The organism is Nonomuraea sp. NPDC049695 (assembly GCF_040674955.1).
Classification (GTDB): Bacteria; Actinomycetota; Actinomycetes; order Streptosporangiales; family Streptosporangiaceae; genus Nonomuraea; species Nonomuraea helvata.
In genome coordinates this window covers 238,318-263,944 of record NZ_JBFANV010000002.1, presented here as the reverse complement: position 1 = coordinate 263,944, position 25,627 = coordinate 238,318, and the positions used below count along the sequence as shown (strand labels likewise).

The following is a 25,627-nucleotide window of genomic DNA, read 5'->3' as shown; positions in this document are numbered from 1 at the left end:
GCTTTCAGGAGAGCGCGTCGAGGTCCACCAGCAGGTCGGCGCTCTCGCGGGTCGCGCGGATGGCGGCGGCGTTGGGCTCGTCCACCTCGGCGACCCAGCGGACGGCGTGATCGGGGGACTTGCCGAACCTGATGTGCCGCTGGGTGAGGCGGTCCAGGCGTACGCGGTCGTCGATCTCGACGTACCAGACCTCGGTCATGGCTGCCCGCACCTGCCGCCACGGATCGGCGTCGGCCAGGAGGTAGTTGCCCTCGCTGACCACGACCCGCGCGGCCGGCGGCACCGGGATGGCGCCCGCGATCGGCTGCTCGATCTCACGGTCGAACGACGGCGCGTACACGACGGCGGCGGTCTCGGCTCGGATGCGGCGCAGCAACGCCAGGTAGCCGTGGGCGTCGAAGGTGTCCATGGCGCCCTTGCGCCGCAGCCGGCCGAGGCGTTCGAGCTCGACGTCGGCCAGGTGGAAGCCGTCCATCGGCACCCACACCGCCGGCAGCCCCGACGCCGTGAGGCGCTCGGCCAGCCGGCCCGCCAGCGTCGACTTGCCCGCGCCCGGGCATCCCGCGATGCCCACCACGACCCGCTCACCGCTCGCGGCCAGCCCGTGGACGCGCTGGAGGAGCTGCTCACCGTTCACGGCACGAAGGATAGAGGTCGATGGGGGATGAAAGGATCGGAGCACTGAGGATTGACAGAAAGGCACATGAGATGGCTCCGAACATCGCCACCGCCCGCCACGTGGACCTGCCCGAACTGCTCGAGTTCCTCCGCCCCAGGCACCACGGCCTGCTCTCCACCACCCGCAAGAACGGGCGGCCGCAGCTCTCGCCCGTCACCTGCGGGGTGGACGGGGACGGCCGGATCGTGGTCTCCACGTACCCCGACCGCGCCAAGGCGCGCAACGCCCGCCGCGACGAGCGGGTGTCGATCTGCGTGGTGTCCGACGACTGGAACGGCCCGTACGTCCAGGTCGACGGCCGGGCCGAGGTCCTCGACATGCCCGACGCCCTCGAGGGGCTCGTCGAGTACTACCGGTGCATCTCCGGCGAGCACCCCGACTGGGACGAGTACCGCGCCGCCATGCGCCGCCAGGACAAGTCGCTGATCCGCATCCACATCGACGGCTGGGGCCCCATCGCCACGGGTGGCTTCCCCGCCCGCCTGGTGTCCGGGGACTGATCCCCGCCTTCTCACCAACCCCAAATTTGGGTCGGCAAAAACCTTCAAATACCCCCTGTCCGGAATAACGGGCCTGGGGGTGGATAGGGAGACCTACAGGTTTCCTCGTCCTGGAGGAGGGGTCATGGCTGTTGCCCAGCCGCGAGCCACGTCCGACGGTAAAAAGCAGTACACGCTGGACCTGCCGATGATGAGCATTCAGGTCCGGCAGCCGGACGTCCGGTTGCCGCACATCGAGATGCCACACATGGAGATGCCGCGCCTCAGCAGGCAGGAGCTCGGCCACTACATGGACGTCGCCCGCACGTTCCTCCCGGCACCGGAGCGCATGGCCTATTACGGGGCGCTCGGCGCGCTCGCGGTCTTCGGCGTGCTCGAGTGGCCCGTGGCGGCCGCCATCGGCGCGGGAACGGTCATTGCGCAGCGGCGGCCGCGGCAGACACCGATGTTCGGCCGGCAGCCGAGCCGGCCGCAGGAGACCGCCGCGGCGGCCAAGGAGCCCACGCCGCCCAGCGGGCGGGCCGCGACCACCCGGCGCGGCACCGCGACCACCCGGGGCAAGGCCGCCACGACCACCGCGGGGGCCGGCGGGCGCAAGACCACCGCCGGAAAGACCACCGCCGGAAAGACGACCGCCGGAAAGACGACCGCCGGGAAGACCACAGCCGGGAAGACCACGTCAACGTCGACCAGCAGGCGAAAGAGCACCTCGCCGAGCAAGTGAAGCCGCGACGCCGTAGACGGGAGGCCACATGGCGTTGTTCGGCCTGCGCTGTGCTGACACGCTGCTCGACCTGCTCCCCCAGCCGATAAGGAGCATCCTCCCGCGCTCCCGCCGGGTACAGCCGTGCCCTGGAGGGGTCCGCATCGAGTTGCGGAACATCGGCGGGCCGCGGACCGAGCGGCCCGCCCGCCTGTTGGAAGGGCGGCTGCGCGCGCTGGGCGCGCCGCGCGCCGAGGTGAACGGGGCGCTCGGCTCCGTGTTCGTGGCCTGCGACACCGCGACGGACGACGTGGACAAGTTCGTGTCCGTCGTGGAGGAGCTCGACGAACCGGACGGGGAACCCGCCCCTGCTCGTGTCCTGGACGGCGCGGAGCAGCAGGCCCGCGCCGCCGTCAGTCTCGGCCTCCACCTGGCCGGCACGGGGCTGGCCCTGGCCGGCCGGCTGGCCCGCGTACCGCGTCTGTCCACGGCGGTCCCCGGCTTCCTCTCGCTGGCCGAGAACACCCCGCGGGTCCACCGGGAGCTGGAGCAGCGCATCGGCAAGCCGGGCGCGGACGCGCTGATGACGGTGACCAGGATCGTCACGTACGCGCTGGCCATGCGGCCGTCGTCGCTGCTGATCGACTCCATCGCCGCGGCCGGCCGGTACGCCGCCGCGCGTGCCGGGTCGCAGGCGTGGGAGCTGCGCGAGGAGGAGTTCGCCGCCGCTGAGGGGGCCTACCGTCACACCAGGGCCGCCGCGACCCCGCGCCCGGCCCCGCTGCCCCGCGGGCCGGTGGAGCGCTACGCCGACGCGGCGAGCGTGGCGGCACTGGCCGGGCACGGCATCACCACGGTGATCAGCCGCGACAACCAGCGGGGGCTGTCCGTGCTGATCGCCGGCATCCCCAGGGCCGCGAGCCACGGCAGGGACGCCTTCACCAGCGCCGTCGGCCGGAGCCTCGCCGGACGTGGCACGATCGTGCTCGACCGCGACGCGCTCTACCGCATGGACCGCATCGACGCCGTCGTCTTCGACGCCGCCGTGCTCACCACGGGCGCGTGGACGATCGACGGCGTCGTCCCGCTCGCTCCCGAGGTGGATCCGGAGGAGCTGCACACCCGGCTGTACGCGCTCCTCGACCTCACCGACCCCTCGGCCCGGCGGGAGCTCGACGGATGGAGCGCCGAGCCCCGTACGGAGACGCCGGAGGAGGGAGTCCGCTCGGTCGAGGTGGCGCGGGACGGGACCCCGGTCGCCCTGGTCCACCTGGCCCGCGAGCTGCATCCGCTCGCCGAGGCCCTGGTGACGGCCCCGAGGGCGGCGTGCGAGGTGATCCTGGCCGGCGGGGACCCCGCGCTCGCCCGGCGGCTGGGCGTGGAGCGGGTGGTCGAGAGCGGGAACCGGCTGGCCTCGTCGGTGCGGGCGCTGCAGGCCGAGGGGCACGCGGTCGCCGTGGTGTCGCGGCGCGGCCGGCGCGGGTTGCGCCAGGCCGACCTGGGCATCGGCGTGCTCGGCGGGATGCGCGCGGTCCCGTGGGACGCCGATGTGATCGGCCCGCTCGAGGGCGCGTACCTGCTGCTCCGGTGCCTGCCGTCGGCCAGGAAGGCGAGCGTCCGCAGCGTGTGGGTGGCGGGGGGCGGCTCGATCGCCGGGGCCGGGCTGGCGCTGCTCGGCCCGGCCACGGCCGCGGTCGGACGCGCCAACCTGGTGCGCGACTGCACGTCGCTCGCCGCCATCGTGGCCGGGGAGTGGGCGGGCCGGAGCGCCGGGCGGACGGCCGCGCCGGTGCGCGCCGACCACACGCCCTGGCACGCCATGGCGGCCCGCGACGTCCTGGCCCGCCTCCGTACCTCGCCCGAGGGGCTGACCGAGGCGGAGGCCGACCGCCGCAGGACGGCCCCGGCACGCCCGCTGGTCACCGGCCCGGAGTCCCTGTTCAGCGCGTCCATGCACGAGCTGGCCAACCCGCTGACCCCGGTGCTGGCCGCCGGCGCGGGTGTGTCGGCCGCGGTCGGCTCGCTGCTCGACAGCGTGCTGATAGGCGGCGTGATGGGGGTGGACGCGCTGCTCGGCGGCGCCCAGCGGCGAAGCGCCGACCGGGCGCTGCACAGCCTCACCGAGACCACCGCCGTCCGGGTACGCATACGCCGCCCCACCGGCGCCGTGGCGGGCTACGCCGACTCCCTGGTGCCCGGGGACGTGATCGAGCTGCGGGCCGGCGATGCCGTACCGGCCGACGGGAGGCTCATCCAGGCGCACGGACTCGAGATCGACGAGGCACCCCTGACCGGCGAGTCGCAGCTCGTCACCAAGACCGACGCGCCGACGGCGGCGCCCGCCATCGCGGAGCGCGCCTCGATGGTGTACGAGGGGACGACCGTCGCGGCGGGGCACGGCCTCGCCGTGGTCGTGGCCACGGGAGAGGCGACCGAGGCGGGCAGGACCGCCAGGCTGACCCAGGAGGGCCCGCCACCGAGCGGGGTGGAGCTGCGCCTGCGCGCGCTGAGCCGTCGCATACTCCCCGCCGCCCTCGGCTCCGGCCTGTTCCTGATGGCCGTCGAGCTGCTCCGCGGCTCGCCGCTGTCGCAGGCGGTCGGACCCGCGGTGAGCATGATGGTCGCGGCGGTCCCCGAAGGGCTGCCCTTCGTCGCCACCGTGGCCGAGCTCGCCTCGGCCAAGCGGCTGTCGGCCCACAACACGCTGGTACGCAACCCGTCCACGATCGAGGCGCTCGGCCGGGTGGACGTGCTCTGCTTCGACAAGACGGGCACCCTCACCGAGGGTCACATCAGCCTGCGCCGGGTGTCGGACGGCCGGGTCGATCAGGCGGTGGAGGAGGCCACACCCGAGCTGAGGGCCGTCGTCGGCGCGGCGCTGCGCGCGGGGCCCAAGTTCGAGGGCGGGCGCGCCATCCCGCACCCGACGGACCGCGCGATCGTGGACGGCGCGGGCAGGCTCGGCGTCACGCCGCGGTACGGCCTGCGCACCTGGCAGCGCGTGGACGAGCTGCCCTTCGAACCGGCCCGCGGCTACCACGCCGTGCTCGGCCGGTCCGAGTCGGGGCAGCTGCTGAGTGTCAAGGGCGCTCCCGAGATCGTGCTGACCGCCTCCACGAGCATCGTGATCGACGGGAAGCAAGTCCCGCTGGACGACCGGATCAGGCGGCAGCTGGAGGAGGAGGTGGACCGGCTCGCCCTGCGCGGCTACCGCGTGCTCGCCGTCGCCGAGCGTCCCGCCTCCAGCCGCGCCGACCTCGACGAGTCCCGTATCGAGAGCCTGTGCTTCCTCGGGTTCCTCGGCCTGGCCGATCCGGTGCGCCCGACGGCCAAGCGGAGCGTGGAGGGGCTCATCCGGGCCGGCGTACGCGTCGTCATGCTCACCGGCGACCATCCCAGCACGGCGGAGGCCATCGCCGCGGAGACCGGCGCGCTGAACGGCCTGCGCGTCATGACCGGTCCCGAGCTCGAGGGCCTGGACGACGACGAGCTGGCCAAGGCGCTGGCGGAGGTGGCGGTGTTCGCCAGGGTCACGCCCGAGCACAAGGCGCGGATCGTCACCTGCCTGCGCAAGGCCGGCAGCGTCGTGGCCGTGACCGGCGACGGGGCCAACGACGTGCCCGCGATCCGGCTGGCCGACGTGGGCGTGGCGCTGGGGTCGCACGCCGCCCCCGCCACCAGGGCCGCAGCCGACATCGTGGTGATCGACGACCGCATCGAGACGATCATCGACGCGATCGTCGAAGGCCGGGCCATGTGGGCCTCCGTACGCGACGCGCTGGGCATCCTGCTCGGCGGCAACGTCGGAGAGATCGCCTTCACCCTGGGATCCAGCCTGCTCACCGGGCGCAGCGCGCTCAACGCCCGCCAGCTCCTGCTGGTCAACATGCTCACCGACATGCTGCCCGCCATGGCGGTGGCCGTCCGGCCGCCCAGCGCCGCGAGCCCGGAGAAACTGCTCGCCGAGGGCCCCGAGGCCTCGCTCGGCGCCGCCCTGACCCGCGACATCTACCTGCGCGCCGTCACCACGGCCGTCGCTGCCGGAGCGGCGTGGCTGCTCGCACGGATGACCGGCACCCGCGGCCGGGCGGACACGGTGGGGCTCATCGGGCTGGTGTCGGCCCAGCTGATGCAGACCCTGGCGCTGGGCGGCCGGGATCGGACGGTGGTGCTCGCCGCGGTGTCGTCCCTGGCCGCGCTGGGTGTGATCGTCTCGGTGCCCGGGCTCAGCCAGCTCTTCGGCTGCCGCCCGGTCGGCCCTGTGGGCTGGGGGATCGGGCTCGGCTGCGCCGTGGCCGCGGCCGTGGTGGCGGCGATGATCGAACGGCCGGCTTCGGAGTAGTCATCGTCTGTTCACCGAATAGACACCTAAAGCGTGACCGTATATACACCTTTCTACCGAAATATGACCTTAAGTGCAGTTTCGTTAGTGAGGTAGAGAGTTGTCCGAGTTCCTGGCCTCCCTGCTTGCCAAGGCCGCCATGATGCTGCTTGAGGCGCTGATCATGCGCTTCATCCAGAGCTTCGCCGCGTCGATCTTCCAGCCCGCGGGTTTCCGATTCGCCTAGAGCCTGGAAGCGGTCCACCGCCGCCCCCAGGGCCTCCGCCGTCTTCTCCTGGCAACCGCCGGCCGTGACCGGATCCTGACGCAGGAACCGTCACCGTGGCCGCGTTCGTTGTGCAGGACAGGCGGACCACCGAGTTTCCCGGGGAGTTCAGCGTGGAGATCACTGGCATCATTTCCGGCCTCATCATCGGCATCGTGATCGGCGCACTGGGGCGGCTCGTCCTCCCAGGCCGCCAGCGCATTCCCATCTGGCTGACGATCCTGATCGGCGTGATCGCGGCGCTGGTCGGCACCGCGATCGCCGCCGCTCTCGGCGTCGCCGACACCCGCGGGGTCGACTGGATCGAGTTCGGCATCCAGATCGCCCTGGCCGCTCTCGGCGTCTCACTGGCCGTCGGCCTGTACGGCGGCAAGCGGCGGCGCGAGTAGCGGCGGCGTTCCGAGCGGCCACGGGTCACCTCTCCCGTGGCCGTTCGCGCAGGCGCGCCGCTGCGAGACTGTGGGGATGGACACAGTTGAGGTGAACGGTCTGCGGCTGGCCTACAGCACACAGGGAGCGGCGTCGGCGCCACCCGTGATCCTGCTGCACGCGCTCGGCGAGAGCGGCTCCACGTGGGACGTCGTGGCGCCCGCGCTGGCCGGGACCCATCGCGTGTACGCGGTGGACCTGCGCGGGCACGGCAGCAGCGACCGGGTCGGCGAGTACTCGTTCGAGCTGATGCGAGACGACCTGCGTTCCGTCCTGGACGCGCTGGGCCTGTCCAAGGTGACGTTGATCGGACATTCGCTCGGAGCCGTCGTCTCCTGGCTCCTGGCGGGCGAAGACCCCGAGCGCGTGGACCGGCTGATCTTGGAGGAGCCCCCGCCGCCGGTGGCGGCGAACCCGCCACGGATGTTGCCCGAAGAGCCCGACCCCGACGCGCCTTTCGACTGGAACGCCGTCGCCGCCATCTACCGCCAGCGCAACGAGCCCGATCCTGCCTACTGGGACCTGCTCAAGCACATCACGGCCCCCACCCTGGTCATCGCCGGAGGGCAGCAGAGCCAACTGCCGCAAGATCAGCTCGCCCGGATAGCGGGACTCGTACCCGACGGGCACATGACGACGATCCCGTCGGGACATCACGTCCACCGGGACCGGCCGGAGGCGTTCATCGCCGCGGTGAGCGCCTTCCTAGCGTGAAAGCGGCCGGCCGACTCGCCCATCCGGTCAAACTCCCCGAACCGCTGACAAGAGCCGATTTTTCGGACGATCGTGTGCAAAACTCACGAGATCATGGCATCCTCTCGCAGATGCGGCCGAACTGGCACGCGCATCCACAATCTGTAAGAGGAGCTTGACATGGACCGGAGAGGGTTTCTCACGCTGACCGGCGCCACCGGACTGGCCACCCTCGGACTCGCCGGCCCGGCCGAAGCGGCCGGCGGCTATTTCTTCAACCGCCGCATCCCGGACGAGGCGCACAAGACGATGGGAAAGATGGCGGCCTCCGGCATCACCTCGTTCTCGTTCACGCCGTCCAACGGCTGGGTCATTGTGACGCAGAAGGGCGGTTACTTCGCGCGGAACATCCCTGACGAGTGCTTCGCCAAGCTGAAGCAGATGATCGCGGACGGCAACAGGATCCATTGCGTCGCGTTCGCCCCCGGAGGCGGGTGGGTGATCACGGGTGACCGTACGCTGTTCGCCCGCAACATCCCTGAGGAGTGCTACCAGCGGATCCTCTCGTACTACAAGGCCGGCCAGCAGGTCGTGCACGTCGCCTTCCCCCCGGCGGGCGGCAACCGCTGGGCCGTCGTCGCCACGAAGGGCTTCTACGCCCGCAACATCGACGAGGCGTGCTACCAGAAGATGCGCGAGCTGTCGCGCGGCGGGCACCGCGTGACCCGGGTCGCCTTCCCCTACACCGGCGGCTGGGCCGTCGTCGCCGGGAACGCCTTCTACACCCGCGGCATCGACAACGAGTGCTACCAGACGATGCGCAAGTTCGCCGCGAAGCACCTGCCGATCCACAACGTGGCCTTCTCCCCCGTCAACAACGGCTGGTCACTGATCTCGCGCGGCTGACCGAGGCTCCCCCGGTGGGCCCGGCTCCTCGGGGAGCCGGGCCGCCGCCTCCGTGCGCGCAGGCAGCGGCCGACACACGGGCAGGCGGCGAGGGTGATTCAGTCTGTGCGGGTTCCGTTGCAGACTGTGATGATGGGGGTTCGGGTACGGGTCGAAGGCGTGGTCCAGGGGGTGGGGTTCCGGCCCTTCGTGCACGGGCTGGCGACGCGGCTGGGCCTGGCGGGCCGGGTCGGCAACGACGCCCACGGCGTCTTCGTCGAGCTGGAGGGCGGCCGCGACCAGATCGGCGAGTTCCTGGTACGGCTGGAATGCGACGCGCCCCCGCTGGCCTCGATCGAACGGGTCACCGTCACCTCGACCCCCCACGTGACGCGGGCGGGCGGCCGGTTCCGCATCGTCGAGAGCGACCCGTCGGGAACGTCCCGCACGCTGGTGTCGCCCGACATCGCGACCTGCGCCGACTGCCTGGCCGAGCTGGCCGACCCCGCTGACCGGCGCTACCGCTACCCCTTTGTCAACTGCGTCAACTGCGGGCCGAGACTGACGATCGTGCGGGCGATGCCGTACGACAGGCCGCTGACGACGATGGCCGGGTTCGAGATGTGCGGCGACTGCCGCGCCGAATTCCACGATCCGGCCGATCGCCGCTTTCACGCCCAGCCCATCTGCTGCCCTGCCTGCGGCCCCACGCTCAGCCTGATGGGTGTGGCAGGCGACCCGCTGACCGGGGCCGCCGAGGTGCTGCGGGCGGGCGGGGTGCTGGCGGTGAAGGGCATCGGCGGCTACCACCTCGCGGTGCTCGCCTCCGACGAGAGCGCCGCCGCCGAGCTGCGGCGGCGCAAGCGGCGCGCGGACAAGCCGTTCGCCGTCATGGTCGCCGACCTGGACGAGGCCCGGCGGCTGTGCGAGGTGGACGGCGTGGACGCAATAGGCGCGGCGCTGCTGGCCGATCGCGCGCGTCCCATCGTGCTGCTGCCGCGCCTCCCGGAGGCGGCGGTCGCCGGCGCGGTCGCACCGGGCGAGCGCTACCTCGGGCTGATGCTGCCGTACACGCCGCTGCACCACCTGCTGCTCACCGCCGTGGGCGCGCCGATCGTGCTGACCAGCGGCAACGGCTCGGACGAGCCCATCGCGTACGACGACCGCGACGCCCTGGACCGGCTCGGCGGCATCGCGGACGCGTTCCTCACGCATGACCGGCCCATCCACCTCCGTGCCGACGACTCGGTGGTGCGCCCCTTCCGGGGGCGAGGGATGATCCTGCGGAGATCGCGCGGCCACGCCCCTCGCCCCTTCACGCTGCCGTACGAGGCGCCCCGGCACATCCTCGGCTGCGGCGCCGAGCTGAAGAGCACGTTCTGCCTGGGAAAGGGACGTCACGCGTTCGTCTCCCCGCACATCGGCGACCTGGAGAACTACGAGACGCTCCGGTCCTACGTCGAAGGGATCGAGCACTTCGCCGCGCTCTTCGGCGTGCGCCCGGAGGTGGTCGCGTACGACCCGCATCCGGAGTACCTGTCCACCAAGCACGCCCTGGACCTGCCCGACGTCGAGGTGACCGCCGTACAGCACCACCACGCGCACATCGCCTCCTGCCTGGCCGACAACGGCGAGCACGGGCGGGTGATCGGGGTCGCGTTCGACGGGCTCGGCTACGGGCTCGACGGGACTCTGTGGGGCGGCGAGTTCCTCCTGGCGGACCTGGTGTCGTTCGAGAGGGCCGGGCACCTGGCGCCCGTGCCGATGCCGGGCGGCAGCGCGGCGATCCGGCAGCCGTGGCGCATGGCCGCCGCGTACCTGGAGGGCGACGGCGCGGCGCTGGACGTGGCCCGGCGTCATGAGCGGTGGTGGGCGAGCGTGAATTCGCTGATGCGCGGCGCGCCGGTGACGTCGAGTGCGGGGCGGCTGTTCGACGCCGTGGCGGCGCTGCTCGGCGTGCGGGACACGATCACCTACGAGGGGCAGGCCGCGATCGAGCTGGAGCGACTCGCCGATCCGGCCGAGCGGGCCGCCTACCCGGCGGCCGTGTCCGACGACCTCGTCGTGGCAGGCGCGGATCTGGTGCGGGCCGCCGCGGCGGACCTGGTCGCGGGGGTCGAGCCGGCCGTCATCTCCGCCCGCTTCCACAACGGCGTGAGCGAGGTCGTCGTGCGCTGCTGCCACGTGCTGCGCGACGCCACGGGCCTGGCGACGGTGGCGCTGTCCGGCGGCGTCTTCCAGAACGTGCTGCTGCTCGGGCGCACGGTGGAACGGCTGAGCGGCGCGGGGTTCCGGGTGCTCACCCACGCCGGAGTGCCGGCCAACGACGGCGGCATCAGCCTCGGCCAGGTGGCCGTGGCCGCCGCCCGTGACCGGCTCCGGTCGTACGGCGATCAGTCCTCGGCGGGTTTCTCCTGATGCGGCCAGGGCGAGGCGCCGACCACGACCCCGTACAGCAGATGGTCGGCCAGTAGCGCGAGCCGCTCCACGGTGGTGCGGGGATGGCGGGGCAGGCCGAGCGCGGGCGCGATGGCCGTCTCGAAGGCGGCCCAGAACGCCGCCCCGTAGACCGGCCCGACCCAGGGACGGCCGCGCACCGTGGAGGGCAGCAGCCCGAACAGCACCCCGCCGCACGCGCCGTACCCCCAGTGCGCCAGCTCGACGAGGGCCGGCCGCTGCTTGGGATGCACCCGGCGGAAGATCCTGGGCATGGTGCGTTCGAGCACGGACTCGGGCGGGACCTTCGCCACCAGGCCGATCGACGTCGTCAGCTGCCGGAGCCCGGACATCGCCATGGCGCCGATCGCGCCCCGGGCGCCGGCACGCGGCAGGGAGCGCCGGGGCCGGACGGCCACGCGTTCCCGCAGGTCCTCGTATGGCCCGGTACGGGGCGGCAGGGTGTGGGTCATGGTTTACAACCCTCCTCAATACGGTATGTCCGCTACGTAGAGTCGCAGGTCGGCTACCAATCGGAGCGCGACCTAAACCTCTACCGGGCCAAGAAGGGGGCTTGGGCCATGACAACCACGCAAACGCCGACTGCCCTTGAAGAGGTGCACATCCTGTGGACCTCGGAGGGCATGAGCTGTGACGGTGACACCGTCTCGGTCACCGCCGCCACACTGCCGAGCCTGGAGGACGTCCTCCTCGGGCTCGTGCCGGGACTGCCCAAGGTGCACCTGCACAACAAGGTGCTGGCCGCCGAGGTGGGCGACGCCTTCATGGCCCCATTCCACCAGGCGCACAGGGACGAGCTCGGCCCGTTCATCTTCGTCGTCGAGGGCTCCATCCCGAACGAGCGGATCAACGGCGAGGGCTACTGGACGTCGATGGGCAACGACCCGGTCACCGGTGAGCCCATCACGGTCAACGAGTGGATCGACCGGCTCGCGCCCAAGGCGTGGGCGGTCGTCGCGGCCGGCACCTGCGCGACGTACGGGGGCATCCACGCGATGGCCGGCAACCCGACGGGCTGCATGGGGCTGGCCGACTATCTGGGCAAGGACTTCCGCTCTGCCGGCGGCCTGCCCATCGTCAACGTGCCGGGCTGCCCGGTCCAGCCGGACAACTTCATGGAGACGCTGACCTGGCTGCTCTACCAGGCCGCCGGCATGGCCCCGATGATCCCGCTGGACGAGATGCTCCGCCCGACCTGGCTGTTCGGCAAGACGGTGCACGAGGGCTGTGACCGGGCCGGCTACTACGAGCAGGGCGACTTCGCCCGCGACTACAGCTCTCCGAAGTGCCTGGTGCGCGTCGGCTGCTGGGGCCCGGTGGTCAACTGCAACGTCACCAAACGGGGCTGGATGGACGGCATCGGCGGCTGCCCCAACGTGGGCGGCATCTGCATCGCGTGCACGATGCCCGGCTTCCCCGACAAGTTCATGCCGTTCATGGACGAACCCCCCGGCGCGGCGGTGTCGGTGGCGCTCAGCAGCCAGTACGGCCGGCTGATCCGCCGCCTTCGCGCCTTCACCAACAACGCGGCGAACAAGGAGCCCAAGTGGCGCCACAACCGCCGCAAGCTGACGAGCGGGTTCGACCCCCGCTGGGGAAACGGTTGAGAGGGAGAGCGGCGAGGTGGCAATCCGTACGGAGCCGACCAAGAAGCGGGCGGGCGAGACCCGCGAGCTGGTGGAGATGTCCTGGGACCCGATCACCAGGATCATCGGCAACCTGGGCATCTACACGAAGATCGATTTCAAGAACCGCGAGGTCGTCGAGTGCAAGAGCACCTCGTCGCTGTTCCGCGGCTACAGCGTGTTCATGAGGGGCAAGGACCCTCGCGACGCGCACTTCATCACCAGCCGCATCTGCGGCATCTGCGGCGACAACCACGCGGTGTGCTCGATCTACGCCCAGAACATGGCCTACGGGATCAAGCCGCCTCCCCTGGCTGACTGGATCATCAACCTGGGCGAAGCGGCCGAGTACATGTTCGACCACACGCTCTTCCAGGACAACCTGGTCTTCGTCGACTACTGCGAGCAGATGGTCAAGGAGACCAACCCCAACCTGCTGCGCCGGGCCGAGACGACCGAGGCGCCCAACGCCGGCATCCACGGCTACCGGACGATCGCCGACATCATGCGCGCGTTCAACCCGTTCAGCGGCGACCTCTACAAAGAGGCACTGCAGGTCAGCCGGATCACCAGGGAGATGTGCTGCCTGATGGAGGGCAGGCACGTGCACCCGTCCACGCTGTATCCGGGCGGCGTGGGCACGGTGGCGACGCCCCAGGTGTTCACCGACTACATGTCACGGCTGCTGAAGGTCCTCGACTTCGTGAAGAGGGCCGTCCCGATGAACGACGACATCTTCGACTTCTTCTACGAGGCCCTGCCCGGCTACGAGGAGGTCGGCCGCAGGCGGGTGATGCTCGGATGCTGGGGCGCCTTCCAGGACCCGGCGGTGGTCGACTACGACTACCGGAGCATGAACGGCTGGGGCCGGCGGATGTTCGTCACGCCGGGCATCGTCCTGGACGGCGAGCTGCTGACCACGAACCTGGTGGACATCAACCTCGGCATGCGGATCCTGCTGGGCAGCTCGTACTACGACGACTGGCAGGCCGAGGAGACGTTCGTCACCCACGACCCGCTCGGCAACCCGGTGGACCAGCGCCACCCGTGGAACCAGACGACGCTGCCCAAGCCGCAGAAGCGCGACCTGGAGAGCGGCAACTACAGCTGGGTGATGAGCCCCCGCTGGTACGACTCGCGCACCGACGACTACCTGGCGCTCGACACCGGCGGCGGCCCGCTGGCCCGGCTGTGGTCCACGGCGCTCGGCCGCCTCGTCGACACCGGCACGGTCCGTTCCACCGGGCAGAGCGTGGAGATCAACCTGCCCAGGAGCGCGTCCCTCCCGGAGACGCGGCTGGAGTGGAAGATCCCGCGCTGGGCGAACACCCTCGAGCGAAACCGCGCCCGCGCCTACTTCGTGGCGTACGCGGCGGCGATGGCGCTGTACTTCCTCGATCAGGCGATGGGCGAGGTCAGGGCCGGGCGCACGAAGGTGTTCACCGACTTCGACGTGCCGGACGAGGCGATCGGGGTCGGTTTCCACGAGGCGGTGCGCGGGGTGCTCTCGCACCACATGGTGATCCGCGAGGGCAAGATCGCGAACTACCATCCGTACCCGCCGACGCCGTGGAACGCCAGCCCGCGCGACATGTACGGCACGCCGGGGCCCTATGAGGACGCGGTGCAGGGCATGCCGATCTTCGAGGAGAACGGCTCCGACTCGTTCAAGGGCATCGACATCATGCGTACCGTGCGCAGCTTCGACCCGTGCCTGCCCTGCGGCGTGCACATGTACCTGGGCGACGGCAAGGTGCTCAAGCAGGTGCATTCGCCCACCTTCGGCGCAAGCTTCTCCGGCTAGGGACGGGCGATGAACGAGCGCATCGACAGGATCGAGGCCCTGCTCGAACAGGCCGGCCCGGCCGCGACCGAGCTCGTCGGGGAGCTGCTCGACCTGTACGGCGAGGGCCTGGCACGGGTCATGGCCGTCGCGGGCGAGGAGGCGGCGGCGCGCCTGGCCGCGGACGAGCTGGTCTCGCCGCTGCTCCTGCTGCACGACCTGCACCCGCTGGACACGCGGGCCCGGGTGGAGACGGCGATCGCCGACAGCTCGGCCGACGTGCTCGCCGTCGAGGAGGACCTGGTACGCCTGCGCCTGCGGGCGGGCGCCTGCCGCTCGTCCACGGCCGCCATGCGGCAGGCGGTGCACGACGCGGCACCGGAGATCGAACGGGTCGAGATCGAGTTCGCGGACACGGCCCTGATCCCGGTCGAGAGCCTGGCCGTCCGCCGGGCGCCGGCGACATGACCGGTCTGCTGCGCCGGCTCGCCACGCGGCCCAATGAGCGCGAGCGGCCGCATCCGGCGCAGGACTGCGAGCTGTGCGCCGAGCCGCTGCCCGCCACCCACCGCCACCTGATCGAACTGCCCAAGCGCGAGCTGCGCTGCGCGTGCCGGGCCTGCCAGGTGCTGTTCGACCACGCGGCGGCCGGCGGCGGGCACTATCGGCTGGTGCCGGAGCGCCGCCTGCGGCTGAGCGGCCTGAGCCTGGACGAGGAGACCTGGGCGGGCCTGCGGACGCCGGTGCGCACGGTGTTCGTGATCCATGACTCGGGCACCGGGCTTCCGGTCCAGTACTACCCGAGTCCCGCCGGGGCGGTGCAGGCGTCCGTCGACCTGCCCGCCTGGGAGCGGCTGCTGCGGGAGAACCCGGCGCTCCAGGAGCTGGAGCCCGACGTCGAGGCCCTGCTCGCCGACCGCGACCGCGGCGCCTGGATCGTGCCGGTGGACGACTGTTACGCGCTCGTCGGCGCCATCCGTACGCGGTGGCGAGGGCTGACGGGCGGCCCGGACGTACGCCAGCACATCACCCGATTCTTCACCGACCTCGACGACCGGTGCTCGCCGGTCACCGACAGGAGCACGACATGACCAAGAAGAGCACGATCAAGACGGGCCGGCGCGACGTGCGCCCCGACGCCCCCGCCCACGTCAAGGGCGTCCACGAGGGCAACACGAGCGGCAACTACGACAAGCAGGACGGGCACCTGTCCGACGGCCGCTCCACGGCTCGGCGCTCGACCGGCGTCAACCCGGCCAAGCACGACCCGATCGACCCCGACATGCCCAACCTGTCGCCCGCCTGATCCCGACACCATGCCACCGACATCACCGGCGCTGCGGATCGAGGTGCGCGGCGTCGACGCGACCGAGCCCGCCGTCGCGCCCGCGCTGCGTTTCCTGCTCCGTCTGGAGGCGGACGCGCCGATCCGCGCGCTCACGCTGACCACGCAGATCCGCATCGACGCCACCAACCGCAGCTACGACGAGCAGGCGCGGGAGCGGCTGGCCGAGCTGTTCGGCCCGCCCACGGCCTGGGGACGCAACCTGTCCAGCCTGCTGTGGACGCAGACGGTCACGCACGTCCCGGCCTTCACCGGCGCCACCACCGCGCCGGTCACCGTCCCCTGCACCTATGACTTCGACGTGGCCGCGGCCAAGTACCTGCACGGCCTGCCCGACGGCGAGGTGCCGCTGCGGTTCCTGTTCACCGGCACCCTGTTCTACTCGGACGAGGGGCGCCTGCAGGCCGCCCACCTGCCGTGGGACACGGAGTCGGCCTTCCGCATGCCGGTGGCGGTGTGGAAGGAGCTGATGGACCGCCACTTCCCGCGTACCGCCTGGATCCGGCTGGAGCGCGACACGTTCGACCGCCTGTACGCGCACCGGGTGCGGCACACGCTGCTCGGCTGGGACGACGCGGTGCGGTCGCTGTTGGAGACGAGCGGAGGCTGACCACGCATGGACCATGTCAGGCAGATCGCGCGTGCCGTGCTGTACGAGGGCTACCTGCTGTGGCCGTACCGGGAGTCGGCGCTGAAGAACCGGCACCGCTGGACGATCGGCGGCGTCCACCCCGAGGGGTACGGCAGCCCGTCGATGATGCGTACCGAGTGCCTGCTCCAAGCCGGGCCCCGCGACACCGTTGACGTGTGCGTGCGCTTCCTGCACGTCGTGACCCGCAACCCGCCCGGCCAGGAGGCGCGGGAGCGCGAGGTGAACGTGCCGGGCCTCGTCCTGGACGAGCTGCTGTCCGGCCCCGTCATCACCAAGCTCGACATTCCGGACGGGCTCCGCCGCGGCCCCGGAGACGTGGCCCGCGGCTGGGAGGCCCTGTGCGGCCGGATCGAGGCGAGCGCGCGGCGGCTGCGGCCGGACCTGTTCCGGATCACGGTCGAGGTGGCCAACACGACGCCCTGGCACGGAGGCACCCGCGACGAGGCCATGCGCCGCACGCTGGTCTCCGCGCACACCGTGCTGCGAGCGCGGGGCGCCCGGTTCGTCTCGCTCATGGACCCGCCCGAGGAGCTGCGGGCGTACGCGGCGGGCTGCGACAACGTCGGCGCCTGGCCGGTGCTCGTCGGGCAGGACACCGTCCTGTCCGCACCGATCATCCTGTACGACAACCCGAAGATCTCGCCGGAGAGCCCGGGCGACCTGTTCGACGCGACCGAGATCGACCAGCTCCTCACGCTGAGCGTGCTCGCGCTCAGCGACGAGGAGCGGCACGAGATCCGTGATGGAGACCCGCGCGCCCGGGAGATCCTCGACCGCTGCGAGTCCCTCACGCCCGAGGAGCTGATGCGGCTCCACGGCATCATGCGCAGGACGGAGCCATGAGCGAATTCTGGGATCAGATGGAGAGCCCCGGCCCCGGCGAGGTGGTCGTCGGCGGAGTGCCGGTCGGGCCGGGCAGCAGGGTCCGGCTGCGACCCGGGAACCGGGCCGACATCTTCGACCTCGTGCTCGACGGCCGCGTCGCGGTGGTGGAGAGCGTGGAACAGGACGACGAGGGCGCCTTCCACGTCGCGGTCACGCTCGACGACGACCCCGGGCGCGACCTGGGCGAGGCCCGGCTGCCCGGGCACCGGTTCTTCTACTCCGCCGAGGAGATCGAGCCCCTCGAAAGCCCCGTCCGCGTCCTGGTCGCCGGGATCGGCAACGTGTTCCTGGGCGACGACGGGTTCGGCGTCGAGGTGGTCCGCCGCCTCGCTGAGGAGGCGGCCGTCCCGGAAGGCGTGGACGTCGTCGATTTCGGCATCCGCGGCATGGACCTGGCCTACGCCCTGCAACGGGAGTACGCGGGCGTGGTCTTCGTGGACGCGGCGGCGCGCGGCCAGGCTCCCGGCACGCTCACCGTCCTCGAGCCCGAGCTCCCGGACGAGAGCGACACGCTGGTGGAGACACACGGCATGGACCCGGTCAGGGTCCTGCGGCTGGCCCGGCAGCTCGGCCGGCTCCCCGCCCTGGTGCGGGTCGTCTGCTGCGAGCCGGTCTCGGTCGGGGAGGCGCTGTTCGAGCTGAGCGAGCCCGTACGGGCGATGGTCGGCGAGGCCGCGAGCCTTGTGAAGTCCCTGGTTATGGAAATGATTGCGGAAAGCACCGTTCCGGGCTCCCGCGATCCGGCACCCCGGTGAGGTGATCTGAGATGAGGAAGTCACGCGTGATATCGCTGCTCGTGGTCTGCGGGCTGACGGCGCTGATGGTCCACCAATGGCCGGACATCCGGCGGTACCTGAAGATGGAACGAATGTAGGCAGCATGCATGAGATCGGGATGTGCGAGGGCCTCGTCGAGCTGATCCAGCAGCGGGCGGGGGGCAGGCGGGTCAAGGCCGCCCGGGTACGCGTCGGCGCCCGGCACGCCGTCGTCGGTGACGCCTTCGACCAGGCGTTCACGATGGCCGCGGCCGGCACGGCCGCGCAGGACGCCGAGGTGGAGCTCGTCGTCACGCCGATGACCGTGCGCTGCGAGACCTGCGGCAGCCTCTCCGAGTCGGTGGACGCGCTGGCCGTCTGCCCCGTCTGCGGCGGTGACGACGTCGACGTCAGCGGCGGCGAGGAGCTGGTGCTGGAGTCCGTCACCTTCGGCGAGGAGGTGCCCGGTGTGTCTCGGCATCCCCGGTGAGCTCGTCGAACGCGTCCCCGAGCACGACGACCTGGCCGTGGTGGACGTCAGCGGCGTGCGCCGGCGCATCAACATCGGCCTGCTCGCCGAGGAGCGGCTCGTGCCGGGCGACTGGGTGCTCGTGCACGTCGGGTTCGCGCTGTCCAAGATCTCCGAGAAGGAGGCGCAGGCCGTGCTCGACTACCTGGAGGGGCTCGGACAGCCGTACGCGGACGAGCTAGACGCGCTGCGTGCCTCGGACATCACGTGAGATCGGGCGAGGGGGCCTCTGATGCGGTTCGTCGATGAGTTCCGCGACGCGGACCGGGCGCGGGCGCTCGCCGCGCAGATCGCCGCGCGCTGCCGGCCGGGCCGCCGGTACACGTTCATGGAGGTGTGCGGCGGCCACACGCACACCATCTACAAGCACGGCCTGGAGGACCACCTGCCGCCCGAGGTGCACCTCGTGCACGGTCCCGGCTGTCCGGTCTGCGTGATCCCGATGGGCAGGGTGGACGACGCCATCCACATCGCCCGCCAGCCCGACGTGATCATGACGTCGTTCGGCGACATGATGCGGGTGCCCGGCGGTGCGGGCTCGTTCCTGGACGCCAAGGCGGCCGGGGCCGACATCCGGATGGTCTACTCGCCGCTGGACGCACTCAAGATCGCGCGGGCCAACCCGGACCGGAGAGTCGTGTTCATGGCGATCGGGTTCGAGACCACCGCGCCCTCCACCGCGATGACCGTGCTGCGGGCCGCGGAGGAGGGCCTGGCCAACTTCTCCGTCTTCTGCAACCACGTCATGATCATTCCGGCGATCAAGGCCATCCTCGACTCGCCGGACCTGCGGCTCGACGGGTTCATCGGCCCCGGCCACGTCTCGGCGGTGATCGGCTGCGAGCCGTACGGGTTCATCGCCCGCGACTACGGCAAACCGATGGTGGTGGCCGGGTTCGAGCCGCTGGACATCCTGGCCTCCGTGCACATGCTGCTCGGCCAGCTCGCCGAGGGCCGCTGCGAGGTGGAGAACCAGTACGCCCGCGTGGTGCCCTGGGACGGCAACCGCGTCGCGCTGTCGGCCATCGGCCGGGTGATGCGGCTGCGACCGCACTTCGAGTGGCGCGGGCTCGGGTTCATCGCGCACTCCGCCCTCGCCATGGCGGACGAGTACGCCGCCTTCGACGCCGAGCGGATCTTCGACCTGCCCGGTGTGCGCGTGGCCGACCCCAAGTCCTGCCAGTGCGGCGAGGTGCTCAAAGGGGTGCTCAAGCCGTGGGAGTGCAAGGTGTTCGGCACCGCCTGCACGCCGGAGACGCCGATCGGCACCTGCATGGTGTCCTCGGAAGGCGCCTGTGCCGCGTACTACAACTTCGGGCGGTTCAGCCGGGAGCAGATGCGGGCGGCGGCTCGCGAGCCGCTGGCGGAGGAGGCGAGCCGGGCATGAGCCGCGAGCAGCAGGTGCTCGACCGCATCGAGCGGATCCGGCGCCGCAAGCCGGTCATCAGGGAGGAGCTCATCACGCTCGCCCACGGCGCCGGAGGCAAGGCCACGCAGACCCTGATCGAGGCCGTCTTCCTGGAGGCGTTCCGCAACCCGCTGCTCGCCCCGTTGGACGACGGCGCGCTCCTGCGGATCGGGGACGGACAGCTGGCCTTCACCACCGACTCCTACGTGGTGTCGCCGCTGTTCTTCGCCGGCGGCGACATCGGCGACCTGGCCGTCAACGGCACCGTGAACGACCTGGCCATGTGCGGGGCCCGGCCGGCCCACCTGTCGGCGGGCTTCATCCTGGAGGAGGGCTTCCCCGTCGCCGACCTGCGGCGCATCACCGACTCGATGGCGGCTGCCGCGGCGGCGGCCGAGGTGGCGATCGTCACCGGCGACACCAAAGTCGTCCAGCGCGGCAAGGCCGACGGCTGCTACATCACCACGGCCGGAGTCGGGCTCGTCGAGGAGCCGGTCACGCTGTCGGCCGCGCGTGCGCGGCCCGGGGACGCCGTCATCGTGTCGGGCCCGATCGGGGAGCACGGCGCGGCCATCATGCTGGCCAGGGGCGACTTCGACATCGAGGCGCCGATCACGTCCGACACGGCCCCGCTCCACGGGATCGTCTCCGAGCTGCTGAAGGCGCTGCCGCAGCACGTCAGGGCGCTGAGAGACGCCACCCGGGGAGGGGTGGCCACCGTGCTCAACGAGGTGGCCCGCGCGTCGGAGGTGGCCGTCGTGCTGCGGGAGGATCAGATCCCGGTACGGCCCGAGGTCACCGGCGTGTGCGAGCTCCTCGGCCTCGACCCGCTCTACGTGGCCTGCGAGGGCCGCTTCGTGGCGGTGGTGGACGGCGAGCACGCCGGCCAGGCACTCGAGACCCTGCGCTCCCACCCGCTGGGCGCCGACGCCGCGATCGTCGGGACCGTCGCCGACGCTCCGGCCGGGCTGGTCCTGCTCCGCACCGCCTTCGGCGGCACCAGGGTGGTGGACGTGCTCGTGGGCGACCCGCTACCCCGCATCTGCTGACACCAGGACGGCCAGCACGTGGTACAGCGTCGCCTGCGCCTCCTGGATGCGGTGCACCGACGACGACGGGACCACGAACAGGTGCTCGGCCAGCCGCTCCTCGGCCATGCGCCCGCCTCCCGAGCCGGCGAAGCCGATCGTCACCATCCCCTGGCTCCCGGCCTGGGTCAGCCCGCTCAGCACGTTCGCCGAGCCGCCGCTGGTGGACAGCGCGCAGGCGATGTCGCCCTCGCCGCCGAGCGCGGCGAGCTGGCGCGCGAACACCACGTCGAAGCCGATGTCGTTGCCGAGCGCCGTGACCAGCGCCGAGTCGCAGGCCAGCGACACCGCGGGCAGCCCACGCCCGGTGAACAGCGCCGCCAGCGATCTCGCGTCCGTGCTGCTGCCGCCGTTGCCGAACGTGAACAGCCGCCCGCCCGCGCGGAACGCGGCGGCCATCGCCGCCGCGCACGCCACCAGCGGCGCCTCGAGCTCGTCGAGCACCCGCCGCCGCAGCTCCAGGCTCTCGAGCGCCTTCTCGGCCGTGGACATCGCCAGGTCGAGCGGGTCACGCCGCAGGAACGGATAGAGCGTCCCGGTCATTGTCCGTCCCTTCCGATCACGGCGATGGCCTCGCCCGCGTGCACCAGCACGGTGTCGCCGACCCGCGCGTCCACGAGCGCCACGCTGATCTCCTCCGTACCGGCGCCGGTGTCGGCCCGTGCCAGCCCCGCGGGCAGCAGGCCGACCACCCGGACCTGTACGGCGACGTCGCCGCAGGTCACGCAGGATTCACAGGCGTCCTCGGTCATGCGGTGGCCTCCTGGAACACATGGACGAGCTCCCACAGCAGGTGGTACACCGTGATGTGGATCTCCCGCGCGACCAGCGGATCCTCGCTGCGCGCCGACAGCACGTGGTCGGCTTCCCGGCAATCCTCGTTCGCCGTCAGGGCGACGGTCAGCATGCCGAGCGCGCGGGCGGCGGCGAGATCACCGGTGGCGGGCCGGACCCCCACGGCGATGTCCTGAGGCCGTCCCAGTATCGGCAGCAACGAGGGGTCGGCGCCCAGGCAGAGCGCGGGCAGCGCGCGCTTGCCCACGATCACCGGGTGCGTGAACTCCACCGCCACGTGCGCCGCGTCCGCGGCCGCCTCGGCCCGGCCGAACGCCAGCAGCCTGCCCCCGCTCCGGAACCGCCCGGACATGTCGGACGCGGCCTCGATGACGGCGCCGACGTCTGCCACCAGCGCCATACCCGCGGCGTCACGGACCCGATCGAGCACTTGCGCCATCCCGTCTTCCTCGGATGCACGACATCGCCCATTCCACCGCGGCCCGGCATGGATGAAGGGGATTTCTCCGCCACCGATTCGGCAAGGTCCCGGCAAGATTCGCCTGGCGGGACCCTGCCGTCGGCGCGGCTACTCCAGGTGGTCGCGTGGCTCGCCCTGGAACTCGCGGACCTCGATCGGAAGCGTGGTCGCGCGGGCCAGCTTGCGGCCCCATGCGAGCGCGGACTCCAGGTCGGGGGCCTTGACGATGGACAGGCCGCCGACGTGCTCCTTGCCCTCGACGTACGGGCCGTCGGTGACCAGGGGCTCGCCGCCCCCGGGCCGCACCACGACGGCCGCCCCGGCATCGTGCAGCCCGCCGGCGAAGACCCAGGCCCCGGCCGCCTTGAGCTCCTCGTTGAACGCCGCGACCTCACGCATGATCGGCTCCAGGAGCTCCGGCTGCAGCGGGCCGCCGTCGGGCTGCTGGATGCTGAGCAGGTAGTGCCTCATATCGCTGTGATCCTCCCTTGACGTGGACGATGCCCGGCATCGGGCTTCACCGGCTACACGAACGGCCTCCCGCCGATTCGACATCGAAGGGAAGCTCAGACCATCCGATCTCCGAAGTCGATGCCCGACAGGTCGGCGCGCGAGGAGACGCCCAGCTTCGGGAAGGCCTTGTAGAGGTGGAACCCCACCGTCCGCGGGCTCAGGAACAGCTGGGCGCCGATCTGCCGGTTCGTGGCGCCCGTGGCGGCCAGGCGGACGACCTGGAGCTCCTGAGGGGTCAGCGCGTCGAGCGGTCTCGCCTCGACCCCGAGCTCCGGCAGGTCGGCGCGGGCGCCGGTCGCGGCCAGCTCCGTACGGGCCCGTTCGGCCCACGGGGCGGCTCCCATGGCGGCGAACCGGCCCATCGCGGCGCGCAGCCGCACTCCGGCGTCGGAGCGGCGGCGCGCCCGCCGCAGCCATTCGCCGTACAGCAGCTCGGTCCTGGCCCGCTCGAACTCGCACCCTCCCCGTGCGTGCCACTCGAGCGCCGCGCCGTAGTGCGGCTCGGCCTCGTCGCGCGGGGCGAGCAGGGCGCGGCAGCGATGCGCGACGGCGGCTGCCCACGGCTGCCCGCTGGCCGCCGCCCAGGCGTCGAACCGGGCGAACGCCTCGGAGGCGCGCTCCGGCTCCCCCAGCCGGGCGCAGGCCTCGACGTGGCCGGCTATGGCGAAGGTGACGATCACGGTGTGGCCGAGCGGGCCGTCGAGGACCCGCGCCATCCGCCCGGCCACCGCCTCATAGCGGGCACGTACGAGGTCGAGCAGGGTCAGCGCACAACCGCCCCACCCGGATCCGTGGCGTTCCTGGGCGGCGCCCTCGGCCTGCCGGGCGAGCCGTACGCACGTCTCGTCCTCGCCCTCGACGGCGGCGAGCCACGCCAGGATGCCGTGCAGGTGCCGCAGCCGCCCCGCCTGCCCGGTGTCGTGGGCGATCTGCCAGGCCTCGGCCCCCGACTCGGCCGCCTCCGCGTGCCTTCCGCGCAGGATCTGCGCCTGGGTGAGCAGTTGCAGGGCATGCGGCAGCGCGCCGATCAGGCCCTGCTCCCTGCAGGCGGCCACGCGCGCGGCGGCCAGCTCGCAGGCCGCGTCGGCGTCGCCGGTCATCAACGCGCTGAACACCGCGTACGTACCGGCGACCGGGTCGGTGGCGTCGCGCGGCGAGACGGCGGCGCGCATGAGCGGCAGGCCCGCGGCAGGGTCGCCGGCCGCCACGCGCTCCATGCCGCGTACCGTCCCGGCCACGGGATCGTCGCCGGGCACGACGGATTCGAGCAGTTCTGCGGCCTGCCTCAGCGCGGCGTGGTCGCCGGCGAACCAGGCCTCGCCGGCGGCGGTCGCGAGCAGGGACGCGGCGTCGGCCGGCGCGGTGCGGGCGATGCCGGCGGCGGCGTCGATCAGCGCCGCCGGCTCCGGCGTGCCGTGCTCGGAGTCGACCGCCGCCCGCACGGCGACCAGCCGGGCCAGCACCACGGGCTCGTCGGTCAGGCGCCGGCCCCGGTCGGCCGCGGCGCCGGCCCGCGCCAGCTGCCCGGCGCCCAGTGCCGCGTCGGCGGCCGCGGCCAGCCTGCGGGCCCGCCACCGCTGATCGACGGTCAGCTGCGCCGCCCGCTCGTACGCGGTGGCGGCCGAGGCATGGCTGCCGCGCTGCCGGGCCCGGTCTCCGGCGGCGGCCAGCACGCCGGAGGTCTCCTCGTCGGGCCCGACGGCCGCGGCGGACAGGTGCCAGGCCCTGCGGTCGGCGTGCTCGTCGCCGTCGAGCGCGTCGGCCAGCGCGCGATGGGCGGCCACGCGCCGCGCGAGCGGCGCCTCGTGATAGGCGGCCGTCTTGACCAGGGGATGGCGGAAGCGCAGCAGCCCGTCGGAGACCCGCACCAGGTGGCGGCGCTCGGCCGGCTCCAGGTCGGGCAGCCCCGCCCCGAAGCCCTCCGCCGCCCGCAGGACGAGCTCCAGGCCGCCGGCGCCCTCGGCCGCGGCGACCAGGAGCAGGAGCTGCGTGCGTTCGGGAAGCTGCCGGATCGCGGCGCGCAACGACTGCTCGAGCCGCCCGGCCAGGGAGAGCCTGGGCGGTTGCAGCGGCAGCGGCGCCAACTGCCCCGCCCGCTGCTCGGGGGTGAGGACGGCGGCGAACTCCACGAGAGCCAGCGGGTTCCCCTCGGCCTCCTCGATCACGCGGTCCCGGACCTCGGGCACCAGATCGGCGGCCGACTCCGCGAGCAGGGTCTCGCAGTCGGCCCGCGTGAGACCGGTCAGCCTCAGCTCGGGAACGCCGTGGACGGGCGGCTCCGCACCGTCGTCGCGGGCGGCCAGGATCATGGTGATCCGCTCGGCCTCCAGCCGGCGCGCCGCGAACACCAGCGCGTCCACCGACGCCCGGTCCAGCCACTGCACGTCGTCGACCAGGCAGAGCAAGGGGCGCTCCTCGGCGAGGTCGGCGAGCAGGGTCAGCACGGCGAGCCCGACGAGGAAGCGGTCCTGGGCGCCCTCCTCGCTCTCGCCGAACGCGCCGAGCAGCGCCGCCCGCTGCGCCGCGGGAAGGGCGGGGATGAGGTGCCGCGCCGGTCGCAGCAGCAGGTGGAGTGCCGCGAAAGGCAGCTCCGCCTCGGACTCCACGCCGGTGACCCGCAGCACCAGCAGATCATCCCCCGCCGTGCGGGCGGCCTCCGCCAGCAGCGCCGACTTGCCGATCCCGGCCTCGCCGCGCACCAGGACGGCGTTGCCCCGGCCGGTCACCGACTCGGCGATCATCTTCTCGAGGAGGGCGATCTCCGCATTACGCCCGATCATGATGCCCCCGACCCTACCTAAGCGGCAGCCTGCGCCCGCGAGCCGCCCGGTCATCG

27 protein-coding genes are annotated in these 25,627 nt (G+C 72.3%); 20 read left to right on the top strand and 7 right to left on the bottom strand.

What is annotated here, in order from left to right; translation table 11 throughout:
- Positions 1–4: 4 nt before the first annotated feature.
- The gene (locus AB0J64_RS03395; protein WP_364019875.1) at positions 5–637 is read right to left on the bottom strand and encodes a nucleoside/nucleotide kinase family protein; all 633 of its coding nucleotides are present in this window, start codon (positions 635–637) and stop codon (positions 5–7) included.
- A gap of 71 nt (positions 638–708) precedes the next feature.
- On the opposite strand from AB0J64_RS03395, the gene AB0J64_RS03390 reads away from it, so the two are divergent.
- The 8 genes from AB0J64_RS03390 to hypF all read left to right on the top strand — a co-directional run bounded on the left by AB0J64_RS03390 (position 709) and on the right by hypF (position 10,914).
- Entirely contained in the window at positions 709–1,179 is a 471-nt protein-coding gene (locus tag AB0J64_RS03390; RefSeq protein ID WP_364019872.1) for a PPOX class F420-dependent oxidoreductase, read from the top strand.
- Positions 1,180–1,303: 124 nt separating this feature from the next.
- The gene (locus tag AB0J64_RS03385) at positions 1,304–1,903 is read left to right on the top strand and encodes a hypothetical protein (protein ID WP_364019869.1); all 600 of its coding nucleotides are present in this window, start codon (positions 1,304–1,306) and stop codon (positions 1,901–1,903) included.
- Positions 1,904–1,931: 28 nt separating this feature from the next.
- On the top strand, positions 1,932–6,224 hold the full coding sequence (locus AB0J64_RS03380) for an HAD-IC family P-type ATPase (RefSeq protein ID WP_364019866.1): 4,293 nt from the start codon (positions 1,932–1,934) through the stop codon (positions 6,222–6,224).
- Positions 6,225–6,324: 100 nt separating this feature from the next.
- Complete coding sequence (locus AB0J64_RS03375; protein ID WP_364019863.1) at positions 6,325–6,450, top strand: hypothetical protein; 126 nt, start codon at positions 6,325–6,327, stop codon at positions 6,448–6,450.
- A 152-nt stretch (positions 6,451–6,602) separates the two neighbouring features.
- Complete coding sequence (locus AB0J64_RS03370) at positions 6,603–6,878, top strand: GlsB/YeaQ/YmgE family stress response membrane protein (protein WP_364019946.1); 276 nt, start codon at positions 6,603–6,605, stop codon at positions 6,876–6,878.
- A 76-nt stretch (positions 6,879–6,954) separates the two neighbouring features.
- Positions 6,955–7,632, top strand: a complete 678-nt coding sequence (locus AB0J64_RS03365) for an alpha/beta hydrolase (protein ID WP_364019860.1) — start codon at positions 6,955–6,957, stop codon at positions 7,630–7,632.
- A 159-nt stretch (positions 7,633–7,791) separates the two neighbouring features.
- A complete protein-coding gene (locus AB0J64_RS03360) occupies positions 7,792–8,517 on the top strand; it encodes a hypothetical protein (RefSeq protein ID WP_364019857.1) in 726 nt (241 codons plus the stop codon).
- A 129-nt stretch (positions 8,518–8,646) separates the two neighbouring features.
- A complete protein-coding gene (hypF, locus tag AB0J64_RS03355) occupies positions 8,647–10,914 on the top strand; it encodes a carbamoyltransferase HypF (protein ID WP_364019943.1) in 2,268 nt (755 codons plus the stop codon).
- Here the strand turns inward: hypF and AB0J64_RS03350 are convergent.
- Positions 10,890–11,405 (bottom strand): hypothetical protein, encoded by a 516-nt coding sequence (locus tag AB0J64_RS03350; protein ID WP_364019854.1) that lies wholly within the window; start codon positions 11,403–11,405, stop codon positions 10,890–10,892. The two genes, hypF and AB0J64_RS03350, sit on opposite strands and share 25 nt — an antisense overlap.
- 108 nt (positions 11,406–11,513) lie before the next feature.
- Between AB0J64_RS03350 and AB0J64_RS03345 the strand changes: the two genes are divergently transcribed.
- The 12 genes from AB0J64_RS03345 to hypE all read left to right on the top strand — a co-directional run bounded on the left by AB0J64_RS03345 (position 11,514) and on the right by hypE (position 20,984).
- Positions 11,514–12,560: a hydrogenase expression protein HypE gene (locus AB0J64_RS03345; RefSeq protein ID WP_364019851.1), complete on the top strand. Its 1,047-nt coding sequence runs from the start codon at positions 11,514–11,516 to the stop codon at positions 12,558–12,560.
- Between the two features lie 16 nt (positions 12,561–12,576).
- Entirely contained in the window at positions 12,577–14,382 is a 1,806-nt protein-coding gene (locus tag AB0J64_RS03340) for a nickel-dependent hydrogenase large subunit (RefSeq protein WP_364019848.1), read from the top strand.
- Between the two features lie 9 nt (positions 14,383–14,391).
- The gene (locus tag AB0J64_RS03335; RefSeq protein ID WP_364019846.1) at positions 14,392–14,829 is read left to right on the top strand and encodes a hypothetical protein; all 438 of its coding nucleotides are present in this window, start codon (positions 14,392–14,394) and stop codon (positions 14,827–14,829) included.
- Positions 14,826–15,452 (top strand): DUF5947 family protein, encoded by a 627-nt coding sequence (locus tag AB0J64_RS03330; RefSeq protein WP_364019843.1) that lies wholly within the window; start codon positions 14,826–14,828, stop codon positions 15,450–15,452. The genes AB0J64_RS03335 and AB0J64_RS03330 overlap by 4 nt, the downstream gene beginning before the upstream one ends.
- Positions 15,449–15,667, top strand: coding sequence for a hypothetical protein (locus tag AB0J64_RS03325; protein ID WP_357603912.1), 219 nt, complete (start codon positions 15,449–15,451; stop codon positions 15,665–15,667). The genes AB0J64_RS03330 and AB0J64_RS03325 overlap by 4 nt, the downstream gene beginning before the upstream one ends.
- A 10-nt stretch (positions 15,668–15,677) precedes the next feature.
- Positions 15,678–16,316, top strand: coding sequence for a DUF6084 family protein (locus AB0J64_RS03320; protein WP_364019839.1), 639 nt, complete (start codon positions 15,678–15,680; stop codon positions 16,314–16,316).
- 6 nt (positions 16,317–16,322) lie between these two features.
- Entirely contained in the window at positions 16,323–17,201 is an 879-nt protein-coding gene (locus tag AB0J64_RS03315) for a hypothetical protein (protein WP_364019836.1), read from the top strand.
- On the top strand, positions 17,198–17,998 hold the full coding sequence (locus AB0J64_RS03310; RefSeq protein WP_364019834.1) for a hydrogenase maturation protease: 801 nt from the start codon (positions 17,198–17,200) through the stop codon (positions 17,996–17,998). Before AB0J64_RS03315 ends, AB0J64_RS03310 begins: the two co-directional genes overlap by 4 nt.
- 124 nt (positions 17,999–18,122) lie before the next feature.
- Complete coding sequence (locus tag AB0J64_RS03305) at positions 18,123–18,488, top strand: hydrogenase maturation nickel metallochaperone HypA (protein WP_364019831.1); 366 nt, start codon at positions 18,123–18,125, stop codon at positions 18,486–18,488.
- Entirely contained in the window at positions 18,466–18,738 is a 273-nt protein-coding gene (locus AB0J64_RS03300) for a HypC/HybG/HupF family hydrogenase formation chaperone (protein WP_364019828.1), read from the top strand. Before AB0J64_RS03305 ends, AB0J64_RS03300 begins: the two co-directional genes overlap by 23 nt.
- A 21-nt stretch (positions 18,739–18,759) precedes the next feature.
- Positions 18,760–19,914 (top strand): hydrogenase formation protein HypD, encoded by a 1,155-nt coding sequence (gene hypD / locus AB0J64_RS03295; protein WP_364019825.1) that lies wholly within the window; start codon positions 18,760–18,762, stop codon positions 19,912–19,914.
- Positions 19,911–20,984 (top strand): hydrogenase expression/formation protein HypE, encoded by a 1,074-nt coding sequence (hypE, locus tag AB0J64_RS03290; RefSeq protein WP_364019822.1) that lies wholly within the window; start codon positions 19,911–19,913, stop codon positions 20,982–20,984. The genes hypD and hypE overlap by 4 nt, the downstream gene beginning before the upstream one ends.
- On the opposite strand, the gene AB0J64_RS03285 is transcribed toward hypE, so the two are convergent.
- The 5 genes from AB0J64_RS03285 to AB0J64_RS03265 all read right to left on the bottom strand — a co-directional run bounded on the left by AB0J64_RS03285 (position 20,967) and on the right by AB0J64_RS03265 (position 25,571).
- Positions 20,967–21,566 (bottom strand): SIS domain-containing protein, encoded by a 600-nt coding sequence (locus AB0J64_RS03285; RefSeq protein ID WP_364019819.1) that lies wholly within the window; start codon positions 21,564–21,566, stop codon positions 20,967–20,969. The genes hypE and AB0J64_RS03285 overlap by 18 nt on opposite strands.
- A complete protein-coding gene (locus AB0J64_RS03280; protein WP_364019816.1) occupies positions 21,563–21,775 on the bottom strand; it encodes a HypC/HybG/HupF family hydrogenase formation chaperone in 213 nt (70 codons plus the stop codon). Before AB0J64_RS03280 ends, AB0J64_RS03285 begins: the two co-directional genes overlap by 4 nt.
- Positions 21,772–22,257 carry a phosphoheptose isomerase gene (locus tag AB0J64_RS03275; protein ID WP_364019813.1) on the bottom strand — a complete coding sequence of 162 codons (486 nt, stop codon included), beginning with the start codon at positions 22,255–22,257 and terminating at the stop codon, positions 21,772–21,774. Before AB0J64_RS03275 ends, AB0J64_RS03280 begins: the two co-directional genes overlap by 4 nt.
- Before the next feature lie 129 nt (positions 22,258–22,386).
- Complete coding sequence (locus AB0J64_RS03270; protein WP_364019810.1) at positions 22,387–22,749, bottom strand: YciI family protein; 363 nt, start codon at positions 22,747–22,749, stop codon at positions 22,387–22,389.
- 95 nt (positions 22,750–22,844) lie between these two features.
- Positions 22,845–25,571: an AAA family ATPase gene (locus tag AB0J64_RS03265; protein ID WP_364019807.1), complete on the bottom strand. Its 2,727-nt coding sequence runs from the start codon at positions 25,569–25,571 to the stop codon at positions 22,845–22,847.
- Positions 25,572–25,627: the final 56 nt, after the last annotated feature.

Coding starts and splice junctions, on each gene's coding strand:
- AB0J64_RS03310 (WP_364019834.1), top strand. CDS start 17,198: ATGAGCGAATTCTGGGATCAGATGGAGAGCCCCGGCCCCGGCGAGGTG.
- AB0J64_RS03305 (WP_364019831.1), top strand. CDS start 18,123: ATGCATGAGATCGGGATGTGCGAGGGCCTCGTCGAGCTGATCCAGCAG.
- AB0J64_RS03345 (WP_364019851.1), top strand. CDS start 11,514: ATGACAACCACGCAAACGCCGACTGCCCTTGAAGAGGTGCACATCCTG.
- AB0J64_RS03325 (WP_357603912.1), top strand. CDS start 15,449: ATGACCAAGAAGAGCACGATCAAGACGGGCCGGCGCGACGTGCGCCCC.
- AB0J64_RS03380 (WP_364019866.1), top strand. CDS start 1,932: ATGGCGTTGTTCGGCCTGCGCTGTGCTGACACGCTGCTCGACCTGCTC.
- AB0J64_RS03360 (WP_364019857.1), top strand. CDS start 7,792: ATGGACCGGAGAGGGTTTCTCACGCTGACCGGCGCCACCGGACTGGCC.
- hypF (WP_364019943.1), top strand. CDS start 8,647: ATGATGGGGGTTCGGGTACGGGTCGAAGGCGTGGTCCAGGGGGTGGGG.
- AB0J64_RS03280 (WP_364019816.1), bottom strand. CDS start 21,775: ATGACCGAGGACGCCTGTGAATCCTGCGTGACCTGCGGCGACGTCGCC.
- hypD (WP_364019825.1), top strand. CDS start 18,760: ATGCGGTTCGTCGATGAGTTCCGCGACGCGGACCGGGCGCGGGCGCTC.
- AB0J64_RS03320 (WP_364019839.1), top strand. CDS start 15,678: ATGCCACCGACATCACCGGCGCTGCGGATCGAGGTGCGCGGCGTCGAC.
- AB0J64_RS03270 (WP_364019810.1), bottom strand. CDS start 22,749: ATGAGGCACTACCTGCTCAGCATCCAGCAGCCCGACGGCGGCCCGCTG.
- AB0J64_RS03285 (WP_364019819.1), bottom strand. CDS start 21,566: ATGACCGGGACGCTCTATCCGTTCCTGCGGCGTGACCCGCTCGACCTG.
- hypE (WP_364019822.1), top strand. CDS start 19,911: ATGAGCCGCGAGCAGCAGGTGCTCGACCGCATCGAGCGGATCCGGCGC.
- AB0J64_RS03315 (WP_364019836.1), top strand. CDS start 16,323: ATGGACCATGTCAGGCAGATCGCGCGTGCCGTGCTGTACGAGGGCTAC.
- AB0J64_RS03350 (WP_364019854.1), bottom strand. CDS start 11,405: ATGACCCACACCCTGCCGCCCCGTACCGGGCCATACGAGGACCTGCGG.
- AB0J64_RS03385 (WP_364019869.1), top strand. CDS start 1,304: ATGGCTGTTGCCCAGCCGCGAGCCACGTCCGACGGTAAAAAGCAGTAC.
- AB0J64_RS03265 (WP_364019807.1), bottom strand. CDS start 25,571: ATGATCGGGCGTAATGCGGAGATCGCCCTCCTCGAGAAGATGATCGCC.
- AB0J64_RS03390 (WP_364019872.1), top strand. CDS start 709: ATGGCTCCGAACATCGCCACCGCCCGCCACGTGGACCTGCCCGAACTG.
- AB0J64_RS03365 (WP_364019860.1), top strand. CDS start 6,955: ATGGACACAGTTGAGGTGAACGGTCTGCGGCTGGCCTACAGCACACAG.
- AB0J64_RS03275 (WP_364019813.1), bottom strand. CDS start 22,257: ATGGCGCAAGTGCTCGATCGGGTCCGTGACGCCGCGGGTATGGCGCTG.
- AB0J64_RS03330 (WP_364019843.1), top strand. CDS start 14,826: ATGACCGGTCTGCTGCGCCGGCTCGCCACGCGGCCCAATGAGCGCGAG.
- AB0J64_RS03335 (WP_364019846.1), top strand. CDS start 14,392: ATGAACGAGCGCATCGACAGGATCGAGGCCCTGCTCGAACAGGCCGGC.